This is a genomic window from Paraburkholderia sp. ZP32-5, assembly GCF_021390495.1.
Classification (GTDB): Bacteria; Pseudomonadota; Gammaproteobacteria; order Burkholderiales; family Burkholderiaceae; genus Paraburkholderia.
Genome location: NZ_JAJEJP010000002.1, coordinates 811,491 through 830,113, shown reverse-complemented (window position 1 = coordinate 830,113; position 18,623 = coordinate 811,491). Strand labels below are relative to the sequence as shown.

15 protein-coding genes are annotated in these 18,623 nt (G+C 64.5%); 7 read left to right on the top strand and 8 right to left on the bottom strand.

The window, feature by feature from the left end; all coding sequences use genetic code 11:
* Positions 1-82 precede the first annotated feature (82 nt).
* From L0U82_RS22560 to mdlC, 3 genes are read right to left on the bottom strand one after another with little or no spacing between them, the layout of a single operon-like run.
* Positions 83-250 carry a hypothetical protein gene (locus tag L0U82_RS22560; protein WP_233834646.1) on the bottom strand — a complete coding sequence of 56 codons (168 nt, stop codon included), beginning with the start codon at positions 248-250 and terminating at the stop codon, positions 83-85.
* A gap of 14 nt (positions 251-264) precedes the next feature.
* Positions 265-1,716, bottom strand: a complete 1,452-nt coding sequence (locus L0U82_RS22555; protein ID WP_233834644.1) for an aldehyde dehydrogenase — start codon at positions 1,714-1,716, stop codon at positions 265-267.
* A 45-nt stretch (positions 1,717-1,761) separates the two neighbouring features.
* The gene (mdlC, locus tag L0U82_RS22550) at positions 1,762-3,441 is read right to left on the bottom strand and encodes a benzoylformate decarboxylase (RefSeq protein ID WP_233834642.1); all 1,680 of its coding nucleotides are present in this window, start codon (positions 3,439-3,441) and stop codon (positions 1,762-1,764) included.
* 104 nt (positions 3,442-3,545) lie between these two features.
* Between mdlC and L0U82_RS22545 the strand changes: the two genes are divergently transcribed.
* The 5 genes from L0U82_RS22545 to L0U82_RS22525 all read left to right on the top strand — a co-directional run bounded on the left by L0U82_RS22545 (position 3,546) and on the right by L0U82_RS22525 (position 10,008).
* The gene (locus L0U82_RS22545) at positions 3,546-4,475 is read left to right on the top strand and encodes a LysR family transcriptional regulator (protein WP_233834641.1); all 930 of its coding nucleotides are present in this window, start codon (positions 3,546-3,548) and stop codon (positions 4,473-4,475) included.
* Between the two features lie 287 nt (positions 4,476-4,762).
* A complete protein-coding gene (locus L0U82_RS22540; protein ID WP_233834639.1) occupies positions 4,763-5,452 on the top strand; it encodes a DUF969 domain-containing protein in 690 nt (229 codons plus the stop codon).
* The gene (locus tag L0U82_RS22535) at positions 5,449-6,399 is read left to right on the top strand and encodes a DUF979 domain-containing protein (RefSeq protein WP_233834637.1); all 951 of its coding nucleotides are present in this window, start codon (positions 5,449-5,451) and stop codon (positions 6,397-6,399) included. The genes L0U82_RS22540 and L0U82_RS22535 overlap by 4 nt, the downstream gene beginning before the upstream one ends.
* Positions 6,400-6,409: 10 nt before the next feature.
* Positions 6,410-7,420: a DUF2891 domain-containing protein gene (locus L0U82_RS22530; RefSeq protein WP_233834635.1), complete on the top strand. Its 1,011-nt coding sequence runs from the start codon at positions 6,410-6,412 to the stop codon at positions 7,418-7,420.
* A 200-nt stretch (positions 7,421-7,620) separates the two neighbouring features.
* Positions 7,621-10,008: a DNA polymerase II gene (locus tag L0U82_RS22525; RefSeq protein WP_233834634.1), complete on the top strand. Its 2,388-nt coding sequence runs from the start codon at positions 7,621-7,623 to the stop codon at positions 10,006-10,008.
* Between the two features lie 18 nt (positions 10,009-10,026).
* Here the strand turns inward: L0U82_RS22525 and L0U82_RS22520 are convergent, their stop codons facing one another.
* From L0U82_RS22520 to L0U82_RS22505, 4 genes are all read right to left on the bottom strand, one after another.
* Complete coding sequence (locus tag L0U82_RS22520) at positions 10,027-11,523, bottom strand: MFS transporter (protein WP_233834632.1); 1,497 nt, start codon at positions 11,521-11,523, stop codon at positions 10,027-10,029.
* A gap of 78 nt (positions 11,524-11,601) precedes the next feature.
* On the bottom strand, positions 11,602-13,557 hold the full coding sequence (locus L0U82_RS22515) for an aconitase family protein (RefSeq protein ID WP_233834630.1): 1,956 nt from the start codon (positions 13,555-13,557) through the stop codon (positions 11,602-11,604).
* A 170-nt stretch (positions 13,558-13,727) separates the two neighbouring features.
* Positions 13,728-14,642, bottom strand: coding sequence for a LysR family transcriptional regulator (locus L0U82_RS22510; protein WP_233834628.1), 915 nt, complete (start codon positions 14,640-14,642; stop codon positions 13,728-13,730).
* Between the two features lie 98 nt (positions 14,643-14,740).
* Positions 14,741-15,502: a 2OG-Fe(II) oxygenase gene (locus tag L0U82_RS22505; RefSeq protein ID WP_233834626.1), complete on the bottom strand. Its 762-nt coding sequence runs from the start codon at positions 15,500-15,502 to the stop codon at positions 14,741-14,743.
* Between the two features lie 208 nt (positions 15,503-15,710).
* Between L0U82_RS22505 and L0U82_RS22500 the strand changes: the two genes are divergently transcribed.
* Positions 15,711-16,367: a DsbA family oxidoreductase gene (locus tag L0U82_RS22500; protein ID WP_233834624.1), complete on the top strand. Its 657-nt coding sequence runs from the start codon at positions 15,711-15,713 to the stop codon at positions 16,365-16,367.
* A gap of 7 nt (positions 16,368-16,374) precedes the next feature.
* Here the strand turns inward: L0U82_RS22500 and L0U82_RS22495 are convergent, their stop codons facing one another.
* Positions 16,375-17,751 carry an MFS transporter gene (locus L0U82_RS22495; RefSeq protein ID WP_233834622.1) on the bottom strand — a complete coding sequence of 459 codons (1,377 nt, stop codon included), beginning with the start codon at positions 17,749-17,751 and terminating at the stop codon, positions 16,375-16,377.
* A gap of 146 nt (positions 17,752-17,897) precedes the next feature.
* On the opposite strand from L0U82_RS22495, the gene L0U82_RS22490 reads away from it, so the two are divergent.
* On the top strand, positions 17,898-18,605 hold the full coding sequence (locus L0U82_RS22490) for an ArsR/SmtB family transcription factor (RefSeq protein WP_233834620.1): 708 nt from the start codon (positions 17,898-17,900) through the stop codon (positions 18,603-18,605).
* The last annotated feature ends 18 nt before the right edge of the window (positions 18,606-18,623 follow it).

Genomic DNA, 18,623 nt, shown 5'->3' with positions numbered 1-18,623 from the left:
CCGATTCGCGCAAAAGCCATGACGTTTCGGCATGACTTTGGCCGCGGCTCCGGCGGCTTTACTACGGGCTTTACTACGGGCTTTACTTCGGACTTTGCTTTGACGTGTCAAGACGAGCCGCGCGCGTCGACGGCGCGAGCGCATGCCGCACGTTATCGGCGACGTGCACTTCGTCGAAAGCAAGTGGGTTGTTGGCCTGCGCAACCATCGCGCCCACGCCGGAAACCGCGCTACCCGCAGCCTCCGGCATCGCGACGCTTCGGTTTAGAACGGATAGTGACGCGGCGTCGTTTGCAGCGTGACCCAGCGCAGATCGGTAAATTCCGCGATCCCCGCCTTGCCGCCGAAGCGGCCGAAGCCGCTCGCCTTCACGCCGCCGAACGGCATCTGCGCTTCGTCGTGCACGGTCGGGCCGTTCACATGGCAGATGCCCGATTCGATGCGCTTCGCGACGTTCAACGCGCGCGCCGTGTCGCAGCTGAACACGGCGGCGGATAGCCCGTATTCGTTGTCGTTCGCGCATGCAATCGCGGCGTCTTCGCCGCGCACTCGCACGATCGGCTTCACCGGGCCGAACGATTCGTCGTGGTAGATGCGCATGTCGGGCGTCACGCGATCGAGCAGCGTCGCGGGCATCAGCGTGGTTTCGCTCTTGCCGCCGCATACGAGCGTCGCGCCTTTCGCGAGCGCGTCGTCGATCAGCGCGTTGCAGCGCTCGACGGTACTCATATCGACCACCGAGCCGAGCACGACCGGACCCTTGCGCGGATCGCCGAGCGGCAACGCGCGCGCCCGCGCGGCGAGTTGATCGACGAACATATCGGCGATGCTTTCGTCGACGATGATGCGTTCCGTCGACATGCAGATCTGCCCGGAATTTGCGAACGCGCCGAACACGGCTGCGTTCACCGCCGCGCCGATATCGGCATCGTCGAGCACGACGAGCGGCGCCTTGCCGCCGAGTTCGAGCACCGCGGGCTTCAGATTGCGCGCACAGATCTCGGCGATGATGCGGCCCACGCGCGTCGAGCCAGTGAAGTTCACGCGCCGCACGGCCGGATGTCCGATCATCGCGTCGACGATACGCGCGGCGTCGGCCGGCGCGTTCGTGACGAAGTTCACGGTGCCGCGCGGCAAGCCTGCTTGCTGCATCGCTTCGATGATCAGGCCGTGAGTTGCCGGGCAAATCTCCGAGCCCTTCAGCACCACCGTGTTGCCGCATGCGAGCGGCAGCGCGATCGCACGGACCGCGAGGATCACCGGCGCATTCCACGGTGCCATGCCGAGCACCACGCCCGCCGGCTGGCGCACGCCCATCGCGAGGCTGCCCGGCACATCGGATGGAATCAGTTCGCCGGCCACCTGCGTGGTGAGTGCAGCCGCTTCGATCAAACCCGCCGCCGCCAGATGCACGTTGAAGCCGGCCCAGATACCCGATGCGCCGGTCTCGGCGGCCATCGCGGCGGCAAATGCGTCGGCCTTCGCTTCGAGTGCATGGGCGGCCTTCGTCAGCAACGCGCGGCGCTCGCTCGGGCCCATCGCCGACCACACGGGAAACGCGGCGGCGGCGGCATCGACGGCGGCCACCGCATCTTCGACGCTCGCGGCCGGCGCGCGCGTCGCCACTTCGCCATCGAGCGGGTTGCGGCGCTCGAAGGTCGCGCCGTTACGTGCCTGCACCTGCTCGCCAGCGATCAGCATTGATACGGTCTTCATCGTTTGTCTCCGTTTTGAATGGGAATGCGCGTCACACATCGGCTATTACGCGATGATCACTTCGACCAGCGTCGGGCCGCCGTGCGCGCTATTAGCTGAATCGACCGACAGCGCGTGTCGCAATGTGTCCGCCAGTTGCGCCGCGTCGCTGACCCGCGCACCGGGGCAGCCCATGCCCGCCGCGAGCGTGACGAAGTCGAGGCCCGTCAGATCCGTGCCCTGCACCGTCTCGTGCGGCGCGAAGCCGAAGACCGGCGCGAAATCCTGCAGCGCCGCGTAGCGTGCGTTGTTCAGAATCACGAACGTAATCGGCAGCCGCAATTGCACCGCGCTCCAGATCGCCTGGATCGAGTACATGCTCGAACCGTCGCCGACCAGCGCGATCACGCGCTCGCCCGGTCGTGCCAGCGCAACGCCGACCGCCGCCGGCATCGCATAGCCGAGGCCGCCGCTGTCCATCGTCACGAATGCGCCGGCGCGTGGGATCGGCAGGTAGGTCTGCATCGCGGGCCGCGAGCTGGGCGCTTCCTCGACGACGATGCCATCGGGATCGCGCACCTCGGCGAGCGTCTGCAACGCGAAGGCGGCCGACATCCGCTCGCCTGCGGCCGGCGGCAGAGCGCGCGGCGCTACTGCTCGTGGCGCCGGCAATTCGCGTGCTTTCGGCGCGGCGCGCGCGAGCAGTTCCTGCACGCCGAGCCGCACGTTGCCGGCCGCCGCGATGCCTTGCGGCGTCCACGCGGCGACACCCGGGTCGTCGATCAGCTGACACAGCTGCGCGCCCGCCGGTACATGCGGGCCGCTGCCTTCGACGTGATACGTAAATGCAGGCGCGCCGATCACGAAGATCGCATCGTGCCCGTCGAGCAGTTCGACGATGCGCTCGCGCATCGCAGGCAGAAAGCCCGCGAACAGCCGATGTTGTTCGGGGAAGCTGCAACGCGCGGTCATCGGCGCCACGTAGACGCGCGCGCGATGCCGCTCCGCGAGCTGCACGACATCCGCCGCCGCACCCGCGCGATCGACCGCGCTGCCGACCACGAACGCGGGCCGCTCGCACGCGTCGAGCAGCGCGCCGATGCGCGCGAGCATCGCAGGGTCCGGGCGCATCACGTGCGCGACCTCGCGTTCGGCCACGCGCGCGGCCGGCTGGTCCCAGTCGTCGGCGGGAATCGATACGAACACCGGGCCGCGCGGCTCCTGCATCGCGATCGCGTAAGCGCGCGCGATTGCGAGCGGCACGTCCTCGGCGCGCGCCGGTTCGATGCTCCATTTCACATAGGGCTTCGGCAATTCGGTGGCCTGGGTCGCGGCGAGGAACGGATCGAAAGGAAGAATCGAGCGGGCCTGCTGACCCGCGGTGACGATGAGCGGCGTGCGGTTGCGAAACGCGGTGAAGATGTTGCCCATCGCGTTGCCGACGCCGGCCGCCGAATGCAGATTGACGAGCGCCGCGTTGCCGGTGATCTGTGCGTGGCCGTCGGCCATGCCGACCACCACCGCTTCCTGCAGACCGAGCACGTAGCGGAAATCGGCCGGGAAATCGCGGAACATCGGCAGCTCGGTCGAGCCGGGGTTCGCGAAGATCGTCGTGATGCCGACGCGGCGCGCGAAGTCGATCACCGCGTCGCGAACGGTCCATTGCGGGGTGACCTGAGCCTGAGCGTCCTGAGCGCCCGGTTTGTCCGCCTGCCCGTGATTGTGTTGCGGCGCGCTGCCTGTCATGCGAAGTCTCCTGTCTTGTAACCGCGAAAGATCCGACAGCCATTATCATCGCCGCTTCGCCAACCCAAAATTGCCTATTTTGAGAAAAGGCATTACCTTTCGGCATGACTTATAACCTTCAGCAATTGCAGGCGTTCGCGACGATCGTCGCCAGCGGCAGTCTCGGCCGCGCCGCGGACGCGCTGCATATCACGCAGCCGGCGCTGAGCCGGACCATCCGGCGGCTCGAAGAACAGGTCGGCGCGCCGCTGTTCGAGCGGCACTCGCGCGGCATGCATCTGACCGCGGTCGGCGAGGCACTGCTGCCGCATGCCATTCTGCTGCAACGCGAAGCCGAACAGGCGCGCGAGGAAATCGACGCGCTGCGCGGCCTTGCGCGCGGCACGATCCGCGTGGGCGCGGTGGGCAGTGTCGCGAGCCTCGTGCTGCCGCTCGCGGTGAGCGGCGTGCTCGGCAAGTGGCCGAATCTGCGTGTGCAGATCATCGAAGGCGTGTGGGACCGGCTCGCCGATGCGCTCGTCAAACGCGAAATCGATCTCGCGCTCAGCATGGTGGTGCCCGATACCGACGAGATCACGGCGATCGCCGATTGCCGCTGGGAAGACACCAGCTATGTGGTCGCCGCAACCGATCATCCGTTGCGGAGTAAGTCCGGTCTGACGCTCGCCGATACGCTGAACGAGCGCTGGGCGATTCCGCCGCGCGGCACCGCGCCGTTCGAGCATATGCAAAGCGTGTTTGCCGAGCAGGGGCTGGGACTGCCGAATGTGGTCGTCGAAACGCGCTCGATTACCGCATTGAAAAGTCTGGTTGCGCGCTCCGGCTTCCTGAGCTGGATGGCGTCGACGATGTACGTGACCGAGAGCAAGGCGCGTGTGTTCGATACGCTGGCGATGCCGGGCGCGGTCGGGCGCCGTACGTTGACGGCGTTTCGCCGGCGCCAAGGCATCTTGCCGAGTCCGGCGGTGAAGCTGCTGGAGCAATTGCGGCAGTTGACCACTCAGGGCGATAGCTCAATGGGCGAGCACCTGTAAAGGCGCGCTTTAGCGCGACGCTCATTCGTCCGCTACTCCAGCATCGACCTTCACACATGCGACGCTTGCATCTTCGCGAGCGAGCAAGCGTGTGCGCATCACGTCCGCCCTTCACTGCATTTCCTTCACCACTGCGTTCCATCGCGCAATCGCTCGTCCTGGCGTTTACCCCATAAAAACATTTTCTTAACTATTTATCGATAAATTATCGTGGTAGATTCCGTCGCCGCGCTGACGCGCAACGGCAATACAACGGGGTCATCGGGGAAGATCAAAAGGAGAGTCGGATGGGGGTGTTGATTGGCGTGCCGATCGTGGTACTCGGCTTCGCATTGCGCTTCAATGCGCTGCTGGTGGTGACGATTGCGGGCATCGCAACCGGTATTGCCGGCGGCCTGCACACGGTCGAGATCATCAGCGCATTCGGCAAAGCCTTCGCGGATAACCGCTATATGGGCCTGATCTGGCTCACGCTGCCGGTGATTGCCTTGCTCGAACGCAACGGCCTGAAGGAACAGGCGCGCAATCTGATTTCGCGGCTGCGCGCGGCGACTACCGGCCGTGTGCTGATGCTGTACTTCGTGATCCGGCAGATTACCGCCGCGCTCGGTCTGACGTCGCTCGGCGGTCACGCGCAAATGGTGCGTCCGCTGATCGCGCCGATGGCCGAAGCGGCTGCCGCGAACCGCTACGGCGAACTGCCCGACGCGGTGCGTCAGCAGATTCGCGCGAATGCATCGGCGGTCGACAATATCGCCGTGTTCTTCGGCGAAGACATCTTCATCGCGATTCAATCGATCCTGCTAATCAAGGGCTTTCTCGAACAGAACGGCGTCATCGTCGAGCCGTTGCAGGTGTCGGTATGGGCGATTCCGACCGCGATCGCCGCGCTCGTCATTCATGTCGTGCGTCTGATTCTGCTCGATCGCAATCTGTCGCACAAGATGAACACCCTGGGACGAGGCGCCGCGCGATGATCAAGCTCGAATCGCTGTACGTGCTCGCCGGCCTGATGTTCGCCGCGTTCGCGTTCTTCAATCTGCGCGACCGTTCGAACCCGCGCCGCGTGGTCAACTTTCTGTTCTGGGGCATTTACGCGCTGACGTTCCTGTTCGGCGCGGAACTGCCGCATTTCGTCACCGGCTGCCTCGCGATCGCGCTGGCGCTGATCGCCGGTTCCGGCAAGCTCGGCAAAGGCCGCAACGACAACGCCGGCGAAGCGGCCGCCGCGCGCCGCGAAGCGAACGCGCAACGCTTCGGCAACAAGCTGTTCATCCCTGCGCTGCTGATTCCGGTCATCACGCTGGTGGGCACGTTGACGCTGAAATACGTGCCGTTCGTCGAAGCGAAGAACGTCACGCTGATTTCGCTGGTGCTCGGCACGCTGGTCGCATTCGGCGCGGCGCTGTTCATGCTGCGCGACTCCCCAGTGCATGCGCTGAAGGACGCCCGCCACACGATGGATACCGTCGGCTGGGCCGCGATCCTGCCGCAGATGCTGGCCGCGCTCGGCGCGCTGTTCGCGGTGGCCGGCGTCGGTCATGTCGTGTCGGATCTCGTCAAGACGTGGATACCGGTCGATTCCTCATTCGCGGTCGTCGCGGCTTACACGTTCGGCATGGCGCTCTTTACGATGATCATGGGCAACGCATTCGCCGCGTTTCCGGTGATGACCGCCGGCATCGGCCTGCCGTTGATCGTGCATCAGTTCCACGGCAACCCGGCGATTCTGGGCGCGATCGGCATGCTGTCCGGCTTCTGCGGCACGCTGATGACGCCGATGGCGGCGAACTTCAACATCGTCCCCGCCGCGCTGCTGGAACTGAAAGACCAGAACGGCGTGATCAAGGCGCAATGGCCGACCGCTTTACTATTGCTGATGGTCAACACCATACTGTTGTACCTGTTCGTATTCCGCTTCTGAGGAGCCGCCGATGACTGCCCAACTCACCCGCGAACTCGCATCCAAATTCGCCAATCTCGCGCTTGCGCATCTGACGCGCGAATATCCGAACAAGCTCACGCACTCGCTCGACGGGCCGCAGGACGTGCAGGGTCCGCGCGCGCTGCATCCGATCTTTTACGGCAGCTACGACTGGCATTCGTGCGTGCACGGCTACTGGCTGATCCTGCATCTGCTGGAGCGCTTTCCGGATCTGCCGGAGGCCGCGCGCATCGTCGCGGTGGTCGACGAGCATTTCACCGACGCGAACGTTGCCGGTGAACTCGCCTATCTCGACCTGCCGCACAACCGCGGTTTCGAGCGGCCGTATGGCTGGGCGTGGCTGCTCGCGCTCAGCGCGCAATTGCAGTCGATGAAGATTTCGGAAGCCGCGCGTTGGAACAAATCCTTCGCGCCGCTGACGGCTACCTTCGTCGACCGCTTCGAGGAATTTTTGCCGAAGGCGACCTACCCGCTGCGCGTCGGCACGCACTTCAACATGGCGTTCGCGCTCGCACTGACGCTCGATTTCGCGCGGCAAACCTCGCGCGAATCGCTCGAAGCGCTGATCGTCAGTACCGCGGAGCGCTGGTTTCTGAACGACGTCGCGTGTCAGGCCTGGGAGCCGGCCGGCGACGAATTCCTGTCGCCGTCGCTGATGGAAGCGGAGTTGATGCGCCGCGTGCTGCCGCCCGCGCAGTTCGCCACGTGGTTCGGCCGCTTCCTGCCCGACCTCGGCGCGAAACAGCCGGCGACGCTATTCGAGCCGGCCACCGTAACCGATCGCAGTGACGGCAAGATCGCGCATCTGGACGGCCTGAATCTGAGCCGCGCATGGTGCCAGCGCTCGCTCGCGCGGGCGCTGCCGGCCGGCGACGTGCGCCGCACCGTGCTGTTCGACACCGCCGAACATCATCTGCAAAGCGCGCTGGCGCATGTGGCCGGCGACTACATGGGCGAACACTGGCTGGGTACGTTCGCGACCTTGGCGCTGGAAGCCTGAGCATGCTTGACTGACGGATTGGTGTTTTTCTTCATTGAGGCGCTTCATACGAAGCGCCTTTTTTATTCACCGCACGCTACCCTGCTCTACCCTCTATCGGCCGGTCAAACTACAGAATCCCGCACCTCTGCGGACCTCTGCGTCGCCGCCCACGGCGGTAAAATCGCGCGAGGCGATGACGTCCGATAAAAGGTGGAAGTTTGACTGAGCTTGAGCAGGGTTTCATTCTGACCCGGCATTGGCGGGACACTCCCGCCGGCACGGAGATCGAATTCTGGCTGGCCACGGACAGCGGGCCGCGCCACATCCGCTTGCGCCCTCAACCTTCGGTCGCCTTCATTCCCGCCGAACAGCGCGAACGCGCCGAAACGATCCTGCGCCGCGAAACGCAAACGGAGCTGCGCGCGCTCGACCTGTACGACTTCCAGCATCGGCCGGTCATCGGGCTTTACTGCCCGCAATATCGTCAACTGAAGGGGCTCGAAAAGCGCTTGAGAGAAGGCGGCGTCGACGTCTACGAAGCCGATATCCAGCCTCACGAGCGCTACATGATGGAGCGCTTCATCACCGCGCCCGTGTACTTCACCGGCGACGCGCAACAGAACGGTTCCCCGGCTGCAGCGCCGGCTTCGTTAGTGAATGGCGAACTGAAACCCGCCACCGGTTATCGTCCGCCGCTGAAACTCGTGTCGCTCGATATCGAAACGAGTGCGCACGCGGAGCTGTATTCGATCGCGCTCGAAGGCTGCGGCGAACGGCAGGTCTATATGCTCGGACCGCCAAATGCCGAAGCGGGCCCGCTCGACTTCAAACTCGAATACTGCGACACCCGCGCGCAACTGCTCGAAAAGCTGATCGAATGGATGGAGCGGCACGATCCCGATGCGATCATCGGCTGGAATCTCGTGCAGTTCGATCTGAAAGTGCTGCAGCAACATTCGGAGCAGTATCGGGTGCCGCTGCGCATCGGCCGCGGCGGTGCGGTGATGGAGTGGCGCGAACATGGCGTCACGCGCAATCACTTCTTCGCGGGCGCGGCGGGCCGCTTGATCATTGACGGTATCGAGGCGCTGAAATCGGCGACGTGGACCTTCCCGTCGTTCAGCCTCGAATACGTGTCGCGTTCGGTGCTCGGCGAAGGCAAGGCGATCGACAACCCGTATCAGCGGATGGATGAAATCCAGCGCCGCTTCGACGAGGACAAGCCCGAACTCGCGCGCTACAACCTGAAGGATTGCGAGCTGGTCACGCGCATCTTCGCGAAGACGGAGCTGCTGCCGTTCCTGCTCGAACGCGCGACCGTCACCGGTCTCGCCGCCGATCGCAGCGGCGGCTCGGTTGCGGCATTCACGCATCTGTACATGCCGCGCATGCATCGGCAAGGCTATGTCGCGCCGAATCTCGGCGACGTGGCCGGTGCCGCGAGCCCCGGCGGCTTCGTGATGGACTCGCGGCCTGGCCTCTACGATTCGGTGCTGGTGCTCGACTACAAGAGCCTTTATCCGTCGATCATCCGGACGTTTCTGATCGATCCGCTAGGTCTGATCGAAGGGATGCGGCATCCCGACGATGAGCACTCGGTGCCGGGCTTTCTCGGCGCGCGCTTCTCACGCACGCGCCACTGTCTGCCGTCGGTGGTCACGCAGGTCTGGCAGGCGCGCGAAGCAGCCAAGCGCGAACACAACAAGCCGTTGTCGCAGGCGCTGAAGATCATCATGAACGCGTTCTACGGTGTGCTCGGCTCGACCGGTTGCCGCTTTTTCGACCCACGTCTTGCGTCGTCGATCACGATGCGCGGTCACGAGATCATGCATACGACGCGCGAGCTGATTCAGGCGCAAGGCTATGAAGTGATCTACGGCGACACCGATTCGACCTTCGTGTGGCTGAAGCATGCGCACGGCGAGGACGACGCCGCGCGCATCGGACGCGCGCTGGTCGAACATATCAACGCGGCGTGGCGCGACACACTGCAGGCCCGTTTCGGACTCGACAGCGCACTCGAACTGCAATTCGAGCGGCACTACCGGCGCTTTTTCATGCCGACGGTGCGCGGTGCCGAGGAAGGCAGCAAGAAACGCTATGCGGGTCTCACCGTGCTGCCGGACGGCAGCGAGGACGTCGTCTACAAAGGGCTCGAAACCGTGCGCACGGACTGGACGCCGCTCGCGCAGCAATTCCAGCAGGAGCTATACGGGCGCATCTTCAGACAGCAGCCGTATCAGGATTACGTGCGCGACTATGTACGCGATACGCTCGCGGGCCGGCTCGACGAACAGCTCGTGTATCGCAAGCAGTTGCGCCGGCCAATCGATGCTTACGAACGCAACGTGCCGCCGCATGTGCGCGCCGCGCGCGTTGCCGATGACTTCAACCGCAAGCAGGGACGTCCGCTGCAATATCAGAACGGCGGCTGGATCAGCTACGTGATGACGGTGGCCGGCCCCGAACCGCTCGAAACGCTGAGCTCGGCCATCGACTACGAGCACTATCTGACGCGGCAATTGCAGCCGGTGGCCGATGCGATTCTGCCTATGCTGCGCGACGACTTCACGACGCTGATGTCGGGGCAAAGGCAGTTGTTCTGAACGCGCGCTACTTGCTCGTTACTCGGAGATCTTCTCGAGTTCGAGCCCGTTGGTGCGCGGACCCATCAAACCGATCGCCAGCATCACGATCAGCATCGCGCCGGCGATGAACACGAACACGCCGGTCGTGCCGAAGTTGCGCAGCACGGCCGCGATCATGAACGCGGTGAAAATCGCGGAAAAACGGCTCCACGAGTAGACGAAGCCGACTGCGCGCGCCCGGATGCTGGTCGGGAACAGCTCGGTCTGATACGCGTGATAGCTATACGAAATGATGTTGCCGGCGAGCGTCAGGCACACGCCGAGGCTCACCAGCAGCACCGCGCCCGATGCCTGGCTGAACCATAGCCCGCACACGATATTCACGCCGGCCATCACGACGATCACGGTCTTGCGCTCGAAACGATCGCCGATAAAGAGGCCGATCACCGGACCGATCGGCGCGGCCAGTGCGATCACGCTCGAATACATCAGGCTCGTCGTAATCGTGATGCCCTGCTTGATCAGCAGCGTCGGCACCCAGTTCGCGAAGCCGTAGAAGCCGACCGTCTGGAAGATGTTGAAGATCGTCATCATCAGCGTGCGGCTGCGGTACGGCGGCACCCACATGTCGCGGAAGCTGCCGCGCGGCGCGACCGGCACCGGCGGCGCGGGCGGCGGCAACTCGCGGCCGTATTCGCTGCGTACTTTTGCTTCGAGTGTGCGCATCACGCTATCGGCTTCGGCAAGACGTCCGCGCTGCGCGAGCCAGCGCGGGCTTTCCGGCAGCGCGCGACGAATCCACCACACGAACAACGCGCCGTGCGCGCCGATCAGCACGACCCAGCGCCAGCCGTCGAGACCGAGCAGCGTGCGCGGCACCAGAAACCACGACAGAAACGCGACGACCGGCACCGCGGTAAAACCGACCGCCTGCTCGCACGCGAATGCACGGCCGCGAATCTGCTTGGGGACCAGCTCGGAAATGTAAGTACCGATCGTCACCAGTTCGACGCCGATGCCGACACCCGCGATAAAGCGCCAGAAATTGAGGCCAGTGGCGGTCTCCTGAAACGCCATCACGACATTGGCCGCCGTGTACCACAGCAGCGAATACGTGAACACCGCGCGGCGCCCGAAGCGATCCGCGAGAAAACCGCACGCGATCGTGCCGATAAACAGGCCGCTGAACAGCGCGGCGATAAAGCTCGCGACACCGGTCGAGCCGAACAGCCCGTGCGTGGTCGCGGTGAGTATTCCGCTCTTGACGAGACCCGGCGCGACATAGCCGGAATAAAGCAGGTCGTAGAGTTCGAAGAAGAAGCCGAGGCTCAGCAGCACCACGAACTTCCAGATGGAACGCGTGGCGGGCAGCCTGTCGAGGCGTGCGGAAATGCTGCCTGCGTCGAGCGACGCGGTGGCGCCGGTGGTACCGGGCGTGTCGGCCGTGTCGGCGGATTGAGTCGCCGCGCCGGCGGGATAGGCTGCGTTGCCGCCGCTGCGCGCGACGGACCCCGCTTGGTCGGGGGATGCCATGTTGTGTGTCTCCTTTGTCACGCTGCTGCCGGATCGCGCTGTCAGGCTGCGCTGCCGGGCCGAATTCCGGCCAGCATTCTAGCCGTGCGCGCGCTTCAATTGTTCGAAGGTCATAATTTTTCCGGCCAACGCGCTCGCCGCGACCGTATAGGGACTCGCGAGCCATACATCGCCAGGCCCCGAGCGGCCCGGGAAATTGCGGTTGATCGCGCTGATCGTCACGTCCTTCGCATCGGCCGATTGCCCCGGCCCGCAGTTCGCACACGAGCCGCAGCCCGGCATCACGAGTGTCACGCCCGCGCGTTCGAACACCGGCAGATAGCCCTGCTCTTCACAGTACGCGCGCACCGCCATCGTGCCGAACTGCAGATACAGACGCGTGCCGTCCGCAACGCGAATACCATGCTCGACACCCCAGCGCAGCACCTCGTGATAGAAATCGAAGTCTTCGCGCTTGCCCGCGGTGCACGAGCCGCCGTACGCGATATCGATCGCGACGTCCTCGTTCAGTTGCGGCGCCGGCATGCCGTTGCCGGGGTCGCCCGGACGCGCGAGCATCGGTTCGATTGCGTTCGCATCGATACGGATCGTGTCGTGATAGCTCGCGCCCGCATCGCTTTTCATCCAGCTTTCAAGCGCGAAATCGATGCCACGCCGTTCCTTCAGAAACGCGACCGTGCGTTCGTCAGGCTCGACGATGCCGGTAAAGCCGCCGAGTTCCGCGACCATGTTGGCCAGCGTCGCGCGTTCGTCGATCGACATCGCGCGCACCGCCTCGCCGCCATATTCGAACACGAGACCGATCGCGCCGCCTGAGCGGATCGCATCGAGATGCAACAGATGCAGCACGACGTCCTTCGCGCTGACGCCATCGCGCAGGCGGCCGTCGATCTCGATACGCAGCGTCTGCGGCACCTTGCAGCGCACGTAGCCCGTTACCCAGCTATTCGCGATCTCGGTTGCGCCCGCACCGAACGCGAGGCAGCCGAGCGCGCCCGAATGCGGCGTGTGCGAATCGGTGCCGCACGCGACCTGGCCCGGCAACACGTATTGCTCGGCCATCAACGCATGACAGATCCCTTCCGAACCCGGCGCGCCGTCGAGCGCGCCATGCGCGCGCACCGGATAGTCGCGTGCGAACGACGTATGGCCTTCCATCAGATTCGCGACACCAGGCAGCAAGCCGTCGCGCACGTGCGGAATACTTTGCGGCGCGAGCACCAGATGATCCTGAAACGCGATGATGTGATCGGGCGCATGCAACGGCGCCGGCTTGCCGAACGCGCGATGCATCAGGTGCGCGCACATCCCGGTGAAATAGTCGTGGCTGAAGCGCCAGTCGGCGGCGATGAATACGCCATCGCCCCGTCGCGCGCTCACGGTACCCGGATGCAGATGACGCTCGATGATCTTCTCGACCAGCGTCTTCGGTTCGGTGGACGCCGCATCGATTGCGGTCGCGCTATCGCGCTCGCCCGGCACCGGCCAGTCCGCGAATTTGCTGTACGCGAGCAATCCGCCGCTGCGGATGATCTGTTGCGTCAGCGCATCGCGGCCCTTCAGGAATTCGTCGATCGGCACGGCTTCGCCCGCAACCAGGCGATCGAGCACCGGAAAATCAGTGGTGGTCAGAATGCCGATGTTGTCGCAGTTCTGCTGATAGATCCGCTCGAAGCTCTCCGCGACGATCAGCCGGATACCGGCCGACAACTCCGCGAGCGGACTCGATTCGCGCGACGAACCCTTGCCATAGCGCTTGCCCGCCACCGTCACCTGGAAGCCGCCGTCCTTCACCGCGTTGCGGCCGATCGGCACACGCTCGCCCGCCTTGAAGCCGACGTACGGATACTGGCCGAGGCGCTCGTCGTACGTGAGCATCACGGTGACCGGTGTGATTTCGTCGGTGGAAACGTTGTCGCGCAGCGGCCCTGCCGTCGCGCACGTGAAGTTTTCGCCGGCCAGTTGCGCTTCGATCACCGCCGGGTCCTGCGACAGGTACAGCACACGGCCGTCCAGACGAATCGTATCGCTCATCGAGGCATCTCCTTGCGCCCACTATACGGCGCGCAATGTCGATGCCGAAGTGTTGGTCTGGCAATGCTGCCGTCTCGTTTCGCGAATGCTCGAATGCTGCGCCGCGGTATGAGTTGGCCGCGGTACTTGCGTTGCCCGCGGCGTTCGGCACAGTGTTTTACGTGAGCTGTCTAAGCCTGACTCTGGCCCTGGCTGCCGAGAAACGCGACCAATGCGGCCGCGCTCGCGCTCAACTGCTCGCGTGCCTTGAAGATCATGATCAGATGTCGCTCGGCCCATGCATCGCCGAGCGACAGCAGGCGCACGTCGAGCGTATTCACATACAGCTGCGCGACCTGCTCGGGCACGATCGCAATGCCGAGCCCCGCATGCACCATCCGGCACAGCGCGTCGAGACTGCTCACGCGGATCCGCACATCGAGCGGCCGCCCGGCGCTCGTGGCCTGCTGCGCGAGCAGACGCGTCAGCGCGCTTTCGCTGCGTAGCCCGACGAAGCTGTCGTCGAGCAGTTCATCGAACGCGACGCGCGTGGTGCCCGCGAGCCGATGACCGCCCGGTACCAGCACCGCAAGCCGGTCCTGGCGATACGGCACCTGCTCGAACGCCTCGCTGCCTTCTACCCGGTTGCAGATGCCGAAATCCGCGCCGTGTTCATCGACGATACGCAGCACGTCCGCGCTGTTTTCTTCTTCGAGTTCGATCGACACGTCCGGAAACGCGCGGCCGAACGCGGCGACGTCTTCGGGCAGAAACTGCACGATCGACGACAGATTCGCGACCACCCGCACGCGCCCTTTCACGCCCGACGAAAAGCGCGACAACTCCGCGCTCATCTGCTCGATGTTGCCGATGATCGCGAGCGCGTAGCGCAGCACGGTTTCGCCGACCGGTGTCACGGTGATGCCGCGCGACTGGCGCTGAATGACCGGCAGACCGATCATTGCCTCGATCTCGGCGATGCGCCGGCTCACCGCCGACGATGCGATGAACTCGCGCTCCGCCGCGCGCGCGATGTTGCGCTCCTGACAGACGGCGACGAACAGGCGCAGCGAAGTGAGGTCGAGTTTCTTGAGCAGGTTTTCCATCGGACGTGGCGGCTATTTCGCTGAGCTTCGGGAATCGCTGAAAACGCGGCCTTTATCGTCTCATGGAGCTCGGTGCCGCGCCATTGCCTTTAGAGCGCTTACTGCGCGTCGTGAAAGATGATCCCGACCGTATGCCGATGCCCGGAGCGCAAACGGCTCACGCCATGCCGCAGATTCACGCGATACGGCCCGCGCGTGCCCTGCACCGGCCGACTATTCACGGTAAACACGACCGCGTCGCCCTTCGCGAGCGGCACGACTTCGGCGCGCGATTGCATGCGCGGACGCTGCTCGGTCATCACGAACTCGCCGCCGGTGAAATCACGCCCCGGCTCCGATAGCAGTATCGCGACCTGCAGCGGAAATACATGCTCGCCATAAAGATCCTGATGCAGGCAGTTGTAATCGCCTTCGCCGTATTGCAGGATCAGCGGCGTCGGGCGAACCTGGCCGGCGTCGTGGCAGCGTCGAATGAATTCCGCGTGTTCTTCCGGGTAACGCACGTCGATGCCCATGGCGCGGTTCCAGCGGTTCGCAACCGGCACCAGATGCGGATAGATCGCGCCGCGCAATTCGCCGATGAGCGTCGGCAGCGGATAGGCAAAGTACTTGTATTCGCCGCGGCCGAAACCGTGGCGTGCCATCACGACGCGGCTGCGATAAAGGTCGTCGCGCGGATAGAGCGCCGCGAGCGCGTCGCACTCGCGCGGGCTGATCAGTTGCGGTACGGCGGCACAACCGTATTGATCGAGGTCCTGTTCGATCTGGCGCCAGTCGAGCGCATCGACGCGGCTATCGATGGTTGGCGCGGGGGAGATCGTCGCGGCGAGTGGGGAAGTCGCGGTTCGGTGTGAGTTCATCGTCGGTTGGCTGGCGGCCGGCTTCGCCGGCAGCGCTATGGAAATGGTTCGATACGCTAGTGTACGAGCGCGCCGACGCCAAAACACTCCGGCTCTTGCGGTCAAATTCGGCACGGCTGCACGCAGGGACGATTCACGCTACGCTGTCGCTATTCGTTGCTCCGGCATCCAGTCGGCGCGCCAGCACGTTACTCCCGCAAGGACCGTCATGAAACAGCAGCTCACGATCGATTTCGTCTCCGACATCGCGTGCCCGTGGTGCGCAATCGGCCTGTCGTCGCTTCAGCTCGCGCTCGAGCGCCTGCACGACAGCGTCGACGCACAGATCGTCGTCCATCCGTTCGAACTGAATCCGGAGATGGGACCGGACGGCGAAGACATCGTCGATTATCTCGGCAAGAAATACGGCCGCACGCCCGCGCAAATCGCCGAAACGCAGGCGATGATCCGCGAACGCGGCGCGAGCGTCGGCTTCGATTTCGGCCCGCGCACGCGCACTTACAACACGTTCGACGCGCACCGCCTGCTGCACTGGGCGGGCCTGAAGGGGCAACAGCTGCCGCTCAAGCTCGCGCTGCTGCGCGCCTATCACGCCGACGGCAAGAACCCCGGTAACCATGACGTACTGGTCGAAACGGCTCAATCGGTCGGACTCGATGCCGACGAAGCGCGCGAAGTGCTGACGAGCGGCGCCTATGCCGACGAGGTTCGCGAGGCGGAGCAAAGCAATCAGCAGATGGGCATTCAGTCGGTGCCGTCGATTATCTTCAACCAGCGCTATCTGGTGACGGGCGGACAGCCGGTCGAGCAATTCGTGCAGGCGATCCAGCAGATCGTCGCGAAGGGCGACGCCGAAGAAGCCTGACCCGCGATCAGCCGGATGTCTGATTGCGGATGGCTTGGGTCGGGATCGACGCAAGCCACCAGAACACGCCGGCTGCAATCGACAGCGCGCCCGAAAGCAGTAGCCCGCCGCGCATGCCGCCTGCGATCGAATGCGCGATCGCGATCATGCTCCCCGAAATCGCGACGCCGAGCACCGCGCCGGTCTGACGCGCGGCATTGAGCACCGCCGCCGCGATGCCGGAGCGGCTGCTGTCGACCGATGCCATCAACGTTGCGGTTGTCGCGGGCGTGATCAGACTCGCGGCAACGCCGATCGCGGGCAACGCCAACGCAAACGGCAACGACGGAAAACGGCCAACGATCACCCAGAGGCCGATATAACCCAGCGCCGCAAGCATGCACGCGCCGGCCACGAGACGTCCCGGTCCCAGCCAGCTCACCGCGCGTTTCGACAGCAGACTGCCGATCGGCACGACCACCGTCAGCGGCAAAAATGCGAGTCCGGTCTGCATCGGCGTGTCGCCACGCTGATGCTGGAAGTACAGGCTGAGATCGAACATCAGCCCGTAAAACGCAAACGCCGACACCATCGACACGAAAATCGCGCTGGAAAAGCCGGCATGGCGAAAAAGCACGATGGGCAGCATCGGCTGCGAACGTCTGGTTTCGATTGCAACGAATGCGCAACCCGCCGCCAGCGTAGCCGCAAAGCCGGCGACGATAATCGGCGCCGACCACCCGTAGGCCGGCAATTCAATCACCGTGATATTCAACAGCGCGAGCGTCGCGATGGCCGCGATCTGTCCGGCAATATCGAAACGACGCGAGGCCGTGGCCGACACCTGTGTATCGACTCTGAGCGCGAGCACAATGCCGGCCAGACAGACCGGCACGTTCAGCAGAAAAATGCTGCGCCAACCGATAAGGCCGATCAGCACACCGCCAATCAATGGCCCGGCCGCCATCGCGAGACCACCGAGTGCCGCCCATACGCCGAACGCAGCCGCGCGCTCGCGAGGATGCGGGCACGCGCGATTGATCAGCGCGAGCGATGCGGGCACCAGCAGCGCCGCGCCGATGCCCTGCGCAATGCGCGCGCCGATCAGCATCGCGAGGCCGGACGCAATGCCGCACAGCGCCGACGCGCCGGTGAAAATCGCGAGCCCGGCGATATAGACGTTGCGCGCGCCGACGCGGTCGCCCAGCGTGCCGCCCGACAATAGCAGGCTCGCAAACGTCAGCGTATAGGCGTTGACGACCCATTGCAGACCGCTCAGCCCGCTTGCGAGACTCGTGGCTATCGGCGCGAGCGCGACATTGACGATCGACGTATCGAGGATCACGACGACGTAGCTGATGCTGGTCGCGAGCAGTACGGCACGCTGCTGTATTCGAGTGTTCATCAGGCGATTTCCCGAAGCGAAGCCGGTAAATTCCGGCGGGTATCGCTTCAGTATTCAGGATCGGCCACCCGGGATGCTTCGACACGCGTCGAAGTATGCGACTGCGAGATTCGGCTACGCTGTGAATAAATGTGCAGGAGACAGATATGGACGTTCAACCGAAAGTCGCCGCCACGGCGTTCCTGATCGCGGACGCCGCCCGCGCGGCCATGCTGATGGCCCTCGCGGATGGCCGCGCGCTGCCCGCCGGCGAGTTGGCCTACGCGGCCGGCGTCACGGCGCAGACCGCGAGCAGCCACCTCGCGAAATTGCTGGATGGCGGCCTGCTCAGCGTCGAAAAAGAAGGGCGTCACCGCTACTACCGGCTTGCGGATGCGCAAGTGGCCGCGCTGCTCGAAAACCTTGCGACGATCGCCGCGCGAACGCCAGTGCGCCGCAAACCGCATGGGCGCGAGGCGCGGACACTGCGTGTCGCGCGATGCTGTTACGACCATCTGGCGGGTCAGGTCGGCGTGGCGATCACGCAGCAATTGATGGAGCGCGGTTTTCTCGCGGCCGGAAGCGACAAGCGCTTCGAGGTGACGCCCACCGGCACGCAGTTTTTCGGCGATCTCGGTATCGATGTCGCGACGCTGCGGCCGGGTAAGCATGGCATCGCCCGCCAGTGCCTCGACTGGACCGAGCGGCAGCACCATCTTGCTGGTCCGCTCGGCGCGAAATTCATGTCGACGCTATGCGATAACGGCTGGCTGATGCGTTCGCCTTCGTCGCGCGCGGTGCAGGTTACGCCGCGTGGCTGGGCGCAGTTGTACGAGACGCTGGGGGTGCGGATGAGTGTGGTTGATGAGGCGTAAGCCCGCACCCACTACTGC